Raw genomic sequence first — 6,893 nt, 5'->3', positions numbered from 1 at the left:
TCGGTCCGCATCGACCCCCAGGGCAAGGGCTTCGCACAAATGCTCCTCGACATCGAAATCCCCGTACCGGCAAAACTCGCCGAAAATGACGGGTTGGCTATGACAAAAGAAAGTGCCGCCTGATGTTGAATGTGAACAACGTCCAGATTGTCTATGACAACGTAATCGAGGCGGTACGCGATGCATCCCTATCGGTCGACGAGGGTCAAATCGTTACGCTACTGGGATCGAACGGGGCCGGAAAATCGACGATTCTGAAGGGAATATCCGGCGTGCTCTATCCCGAGGATGGCGATATCATCGGCGGTACGATTACGCTCAACGGCGAAAGCCTGATTGGCCGCAAACCTGACGAAATCGTGCGCAGCGGCGTCGTGATGGTTCCCGAAGGACGGCAATTGTTCGAGCCCCTGACCGTCGAGGAAAACCTGATGATGGGCGGCATCACCCGAAGCCGTTCCGGGGCGACGGAAGCGTTGGAAAACGTGTTCGATATTTTTCCTCGCGTGAAAGAGAAACGCAGCACCATCGCGGGTTATCTGTCGGGCGGCGAACAGCAGATGGTCGCGATCGGCCGCGCGCTTATGTCCAGCCCGCGTTTGCTGATGCTGGACGAACCCAGCCTTGGGCTCGCGCCGCAGATCATCGCAGAGATCTTTGCTGCCGTGAGCGACCTGTCGAAACAGAACAACGTCTCCGTCCTGCTGGTCGAGCAGAACGCCGAGCTGGCGCTGTCGATCGCAAGCTACGCTTATATCATTGAAAACGGCAGGGTAGTGATGGACGGGCCGCCGGACAAGCTGATGGATAACGAGGACGTCAAGGAGTTCTACCTCGGCTTCTCGGAATCGGGCCACCGCCGCAACATGCGCGATGTGAAGCATTACAAGAGACGCAAGAGGTGGCTGTCATGACCGTACTGTTGCAGGTCGATAATCTGGTCAAGAAATTCGGCGGTGTCACGGCTGTCAACGGTGTCGGATTTCCGGTTCTCAAGGGCGAAATCTTCAGTCTGATCGGTCCGAACGGTGCCGGTAAGACGACGATGTTCAACCTGATCAGCCGGGTTCTTCCAGTGACCTCCGGAACGATCACGCTCGATGGCAACGATATCACCCGGACCGCTCCGCACCGGATCGCCCCGCTCGGAATGGGGCGTACCTTCCAGAACCTGGCCGTGTTCAAACATGCCAGCGTTGTCGACAACCTGCTGGTGGGGCGCCACAGTCATATGAAGACCAGCGTGCTGGGCGGGTTGCTCTTCGGTCCGACCACGCGCGCCGCCGAGCGGGCACACCGCAAAAGGGTCGAAGAGATCATCGATTTTCTCGAAATTCAGCACGTTCGGGACGTGCCCGTCGGTGCACTGGCCTACGGATTGCAGAAACGGGTCGAACTGGGGCGGGCCCTGGCAACCGAACCAAAGTTGCTGCTTCTCGATGAGATGGTTTCCGGGATGAATGCCGAAGAAACGGAAGACATTGCCCGCTTCATTCTCGACCTGAAAGAGGAACTGGAGATCACAGTCATGATGATCGAGCACGATATGGGAATCGTTACAGATATCTCCGACCATATCGCCGTTATGAATTTCGGCGAGCGAATTGCCTATGGCACGCCCGATGAAATACGGGCGGATCCACACGTAATCGAGGCTTACCTCGGACATAAGCTACAGGAAGATACGGAGGCGGTTCATTGAACGATCTTGATGCGCGCCTGAAGGCCGGCGATCACACGCTACCGCAGCTATTGATGCACTGGGCCGAAAACATACCCGATGAACTTGCCATTCGGGAAAAGGATCTGGGGATCTGGAACCGGGTCACCTGGGCCGGCTATTTTGAACGTGTCCGATTTTTTGCCCTTGGTCTTCATGCTTCGGGATTCGGGCGCGGCGATCGTCTGGCAATTGCCAGCGAGGACACTCCGGAATGGCTGTATTCCGACATCGCAGCGCAAGCACTGGGGGGAATGACTGTCGGCGTCTATCCGACCAACCCCTGGCCGGAACTTGACTATATCCTTCGCCATTCCAAAAGCAGCGTCGTCGTCTGCGGGGATCAGGAACAGGTCGACAAGGTTCTGGATGCCGAAGCGAACAACGGGGCCTTTCCGGATCTCAAGTTGATCGTATGCGTCGATATGAAGGGAATGCGCGCCTATGATCGAACGCGCCTGAGATCGTTCGAAGAGGTGGTCCAGGCCGGGCGGGACCATGTATCGAGCCATCCTGAGGATGTGGATTTCTTTGGTGAATGCATCAGGGAAACCAAGCCCGACGATCCTGCGGTCGTGGTCTATACATCGGGCACAACCGGACCGCCGAAGGGTGCCTTGCTTTCGCATCGGAACCTGCTCGTGGCATCTTTCCCGCTGATTTCCCAGTTCAACCTGACGCGCGACCGGTATTCGGTCGTTTGTTATCTGCCGCTTTGCCATGTTGCGGAACGGATATTCTCGACGATCCTGAGCCTGATGATCGGCGGTCAGGTGAATTTCGCGGAATCCATCGATACCGTTCAGGTCAATCTTCGGGAAATTGCACCGAAGGTCTTTCTGGGCGTACCGCGAATCTGGGAAAAACTGCAATACAGCGCATCGATCAGAATTCAGGACGCGCGGCCCCTTGCCAGACGAATCTATAATTGGGGCCTCGATCTCGGCCAGACGCATTTCCGCAAGATCGAAGCGGGCGGGCGGTTGACCCCGGTCGAACGGGTCAAACACTTTGCAGCAAAGATCCTTGTCTTCAATCCACTGAAAAGGTTCATGGGAATTGACAAGGTCCATTGCGGTTTTGTGGGAGGCGCATCCATTTCACCCGAGGTTGTCCGGTTCTTCCGGGTGATCGGCGTGCCGCTCTATCAGGTTTATGGCATGACTGAGTCGGCAGGTCTGGCGTTCTTTCAGAATGCTGACAAAGCCATCGTCGGGGCTTCGGGCGTCGCCGCTCCGGGTTTGCAATACAGAATTGCCGACGATGGCGAACTCGAGATCAAGCATCCCAGTGTTTTTCTCGGCTATCTCGACAATCAGAAAGCTACAGAAGAAACCGTCGTCGATGGCTGGTTGCAGACGGGTGATGTGGTCGAACAACTCGATAACGGTGAAATTGCCATCGTCGATCGAAAGAAGTCGATCATCATCACGTCGGGCGGCAAGAATATTACACCGTCTGAAATCGAGAACGCCCTGAAAGATTCGATCTACATCGCCGAGGCGATCGTCGTCGGCGAGGGGCGGAACTTTCTCGGGGCGCTGCTGCAGATCGACTACGATACAGTGGGAAAATGGGCTCAGGCTCAGGGGATGGCCTATACCACATTCAGCCACCTTTCCAGTCTGGAACCCGTCATAGACCTTGTTTCCAAGGAAGTGGCGCGGGTGAATGACGCGTTTGCCCGTGTCGAGAACATCCGGAAATTCGTCCTTTTGAAAAAGCAGCTTGACCACGACGATGGCGAAATGACCGCAACCCAGAAAGTGCGGCGCAATGTCATCGAGAAAAAGTTCGAAACCGAAATGGCGGAAATCTACGGCTAAGGGGAAAAACGTGGACTATTTCATATTGCTGACCGTTTCGGGGATCGCCATCGGCGTGATCTATGGTCTTATCGGAATGGGCTATGCCCTGATATTCAAGGCTACAAGTGTCGTCAATTTCGCCCATGGCGAGATCATGATGCTGATATCCTATATGGCGTTTTCCATCGCCAGCTCATGGACGCTTCCGTTCTGGGGCCTTTTGCTGGTCTGCGTCTTTATTTCCGCCATCGTTGGACTGGTGATCGAGCGGGTGTTTATCCGTCCGATGCTGGGCCAGGACGTGTTTTCGACCGTAATGGTGACCATCGGTCTTGCGGTGATGATCCGTGCGGTGGTGGTTCTGATCTGGGGAGCCGATCCACTGCTCCTGCCGACTGACATCGGCGACAGCGGCGTCGAATTCGGCCTGGTGTTCCTCTATACATCCCAACTTTACGCCATCGGTTTGCTCGCCTTCTGTGTGCTCGGAATGTGGGTATTTCTCCGGTTTTCGCGCATGGGCGTCGCAATGCGGGCCACTGCCGCGCGCGAGACCACTGCATTGCTGATGGGAATAAACGTGACGCATGTCTACGCAATCGCCTGGGCGATTGCCGCGGTCATCGCCGGGATTTCGGGCGTTCTGCTGGGGACGATCTATGGCCTTGGCCCTGACCTGTGGACGCAAGGCCTGCGCGCATTTCCGGCCGTTATTCTCGGCGGACTGGATTCCGTCTTTGGTGCCGCGATATCCGGTATTCTCATCGGTGTCCTTGAAAACCTGTCCGAAGGTTACATCGGACAAGGACTCAAGGAAATCTCCGGGTTCCTCGTCATTCTGGTGGTTCTCATGATCCGCCCCTACGGGTTGTTCGGAACGCCCGAGATCGAAAGGGTCTAATCCATGCGCACCGGTGTATTCGAGGAAAGCTATAGCGAGCTGATATCGCTTTACCGCAATCCGACGCAGACCTATTGGACAGTCGCACTCGTGCTCGCGGCGCTCGTCGCTCCGTTATTGCTGACCAATCACCTCACATCCCTGGTCAACGGAATGATGATTGCGGCGGTGGGGGTCATCGGTCTCAATCTCCTGACCGGAACGACGGGTCTGATTTCATTCGGCCAGGCCGGATTTCTGGCGGTCGGTGGCTATACGGCGGCGGTCCTGTCGGCCGACTACGGTATGCCACTGTGGCTCTGTCTGCCCGCCAGCGGACTGATGGCAGCCGCCTTCGGTTTGATAGTCGGGATACCGTCGTTGCGCCTGAAGGGTCTGTATCTGGCGATCACCACGATGGCCTTTACCATCATTATCACGCATATCATCCTGAGTGCCGAAAGCATCACGCATGGCTCGTCGGGAATATCAACGCCGAAACCCGCGATCTTCGGGGTGGAACTGGCGACAGACAAATCCTTCTACTATCTCATCCTGGCAATCCTGACGCTGGCGATCCTCGGCTCTGCAAACATCAAACGCAGCCGAATAGGCCGTGCGTTTCTGGCGATCCGCGAGCAGGACATCGCGGCGCGTGTGATGGGTGTACCTGTGGCGCGGTACAAGCTCTATGCCTTTGTGGTCAGCTCGTTCTACGTCGGCGTGGCGGGTGCATTGATGGCCTACCACATCCGGTTTGTGAATGTGGACAGCTTCAGCCTGGTGATTTCCATCGAAGCCGTCTCCATGATCATCGTCGGAGGGCTCGGTTCTACCGCCGGGGCGGTGATCGGCGTCGTGTTCGTGTTGGGGCTGGCCGAAGTCCTGAACTATGTCATCGGGTCGATGGGGGGTACACTGGGGTCGGTTTCAGTGCTCGAATTGAAAGGTTTCATCTACGGGCTGACGATCGTCCTGTTCCTGCGGTTTGAACCGGAAGGGCTGATGGGGATCTACCGCGAATACAAGAACCGCTGGGTCAACTGGCCGTTCAGATACTGAACCAAACGCTCGGCACGTAAACACAACAAAGGGGAGAAGAAATAATGAACTGGTTTCTAAAAGGGACGCTGACGGCTACCCTTCTGACGATGGGTGGGGTTGGTGCCATGGCGGCACCCGGTGTAACAGAGGACAAGATCGTCCTGGGTGCTGTCGATCCGCTGACCGGGCCGCCAAGCCTTCTGGGCAAGGCCCATTCGCTGGCGCTGAAAGTCTGGCAGGAGGATGTGAACGCCCGGGGCGGAATCAACGGTCGCAAGGTTGAGATCGTGTTCGAGGATGATGGATATGTCCCCGCACGTTCTCTTCAGTCCTTGAAGAAAATGGTCGAGGTCGATGACATATTCGCTCTGATCGGTACCTCCGGTAGTTCGCAACTGGCGGCGATGATGCCCCTGATCGACGAACTCGGAATCCCGGCTCTGAACAACATGGCCGTGAATTCGCACCATTTCAATCCGCCTCTCGAAACGCTGTTCGTTGTCGGTCCGACCTATTGTCAGGAAATCGCAGCGGGAATGACGTATCTCGTCGAAGAGCTTGGCCTGAAGGACGAGAAATACGCGATTGCATTTCAGGACGATGAATTCGGCGATGACGTTCGCTGCGGGTACCTCGCAGGGGTCGAGAAATACGGTCTCGACAACGTACTGGAACTGGAATTCAAGCGTGGCCAAAAGGACTTTTCCGCCGAAATGCTGAAGGCCAGGGCCGCCGGCGTCACCGTGCTGGTGTCGGGCGGTGTCGTGGCGGAACATTCCACCCTGCTGAAGGAAGCCGCCAAGAACCGGATGGATATCACGTTTCTCGGCGCGCATTCCGCCCACCTGACTCCGGTGCAGGCTTTGGCGGGCAGTGCGGGTGACGGATACTACGCCGCAGACTACGTTCCGGCACTGAACTCTTTGGAAGTGCCTGGCGTGGCACGGTTCATGGACCTGGCCAACAAGTATCTCAGCGAGAGCGAAATGGATTCGCTGAACCGCTATGCACTGGCAGGATATGCCGGGGCGATGATCTTCGAACATGCCATGACGGAATGTGGCAAGGATCTGACGCGGGCCTGCGTGGTCAAGAAAATGGAAGGTCTGGACGGCTTCGAAACGGACGGTCTGTTCGGTCCGGTGACCTATGGCGACGGCGTGCGTCACGCGCCGACCGCGGTAATGGTCCTGCAATCCAATGCCGAGGATAAGACGTTCTCGATCGTATCCGAGCGGATGGAAGTCGAATAATCCGCTGATTCCGCATGCAATAACCTCCCCCGCCAGCCTGCGGGGGAGGACGGTAACGAAAGAGGATGACGCCGGATATGACTATTTCCAAATTGCTGGTGGCGAACCGGGGCGAGATCGCGGCGCGGGTTCTGCGCACCGCCCGTGTCAAGGGCATCAAGACCGCCGTCCTGCGGCACAGCTCCGAG

Annotated in this window: 7 protein-coding genes; all 7 read left to right on the top strand. The window is 56.7% G+C overall.

Annotation, left to right across the window (positions count from 1 at the left end):
- Positions 1–122: 122 nt before the first annotated feature.
- Entirely contained in the window at positions 123–914 is a 792-nt protein-coding gene (locus tag BUC08_RS23975) for an ABC transporter ATP-binding protein (protein ID WP_037932021.1), read from the top strand.
- Positions 911–1,702: an ABC transporter ATP-binding protein gene (locus BUC08_RS23970; RefSeq protein WP_037932024.1), complete on the top strand. Its 792-nt coding sequence runs from the start codon at positions 911–913 to the stop codon at positions 1,700–1,702. The genes BUC08_RS23975 and BUC08_RS23970 overlap by 4 nt, the downstream gene beginning before the upstream one ends.
- The gene (locus tag BUC08_RS23965; RefSeq protein WP_037932027.1) at positions 1,699–3,546 is read left to right on the top strand and encodes an AMP-dependent synthetase/ligase; all 1,848 of its coding nucleotides are present in this window, start codon (positions 1,699–1,701) and stop codon (positions 3,544–3,546) included. The genes BUC08_RS23970 and BUC08_RS23965 overlap by 4 nt, the downstream gene beginning before the upstream one ends.
- Before the next feature lie 10 nt (positions 3,547–3,556).
- Positions 3,557–4,429, top strand: coding sequence for a branched-chain amino acid ABC transporter permease (locus BUC08_RS23960; RefSeq protein WP_037932030.1), 873 nt, complete (start codon positions 3,557–3,559; stop codon positions 4,427–4,429).
- A gap of 3 nt (positions 4,430–4,432) precedes the next feature.
- A complete protein-coding gene (locus tag BUC08_RS23955; RefSeq protein ID WP_037932033.1) occupies positions 4,433–5,470 on the top strand; it encodes a branched-chain amino acid ABC transporter permease in 1,038 nt (345 codons plus the stop codon).
- A gap of 44 nt (positions 5,471–5,514) precedes the next feature.
- The gene (locus BUC08_RS23950) at positions 5,515–6,705 is read left to right on the top strand and encodes an ABC transporter substrate-binding protein (protein ID WP_037932036.1); all 1,191 of its coding nucleotides are present in this window, start codon (positions 5,515–5,517) and stop codon (positions 6,703–6,705) included.
- Positions 6,706–6,770: 65 nt separating this feature from the next.
- A partial coding sequence (locus BUC08_RS24510) for a biotin carboxylase N-terminal domain-containing protein (protein ID WP_234973795.1) occupies positions 6,771–6,893 on the top strand: 123 nt, incomplete at its 3' end.

The sequence above is a fragment of the Pseudosulfitobacter pseudonitzschiae genome (genome assembly GCF_900129395.1).
Classification (GTDB): domain Bacteria; phylum Pseudomonadota; class Alphaproteobacteria; order Rhodobacterales; family Rhodobacteraceae; genus Pseudosulfitobacter; species Pseudosulfitobacter pseudonitzschiae.
The sequence above is the reverse complement of the archived record's forward strand: the minus strand, read 5'-3'. Positions and strand labels throughout refer to the sequence as shown.

Excerpts from the sequence above, each read along its gene's own strand:
- BUC08_RS23975 (WP_037932021.1), top strand. The coding sequence starts at position 123 with ATGTTGAATGTGAACAACGTCCAGATTGTCTATGACAACGTAATCGAG.
- BUC08_RS23970 (WP_037932024.1), top strand. The coding sequence starts at position 911 with ATGACCGTACTGTTGCAGGTCGATAATCTGGTCAAGAAATTCGGCGGT.
- BUC08_RS23955 (WP_037932033.1), top strand. The coding sequence starts at position 4,433 with ATGCGCACCGGTGTATTCGAGGAAAGCTATAGCGAGCTGATATCGCTT.
- BUC08_RS23950 (WP_037932036.1), top strand. The coding sequence starts at position 5,515 with ATGAACTGGTTTCTAAAAGGGACGCTGACGGCTACCCTTCTGACGATG.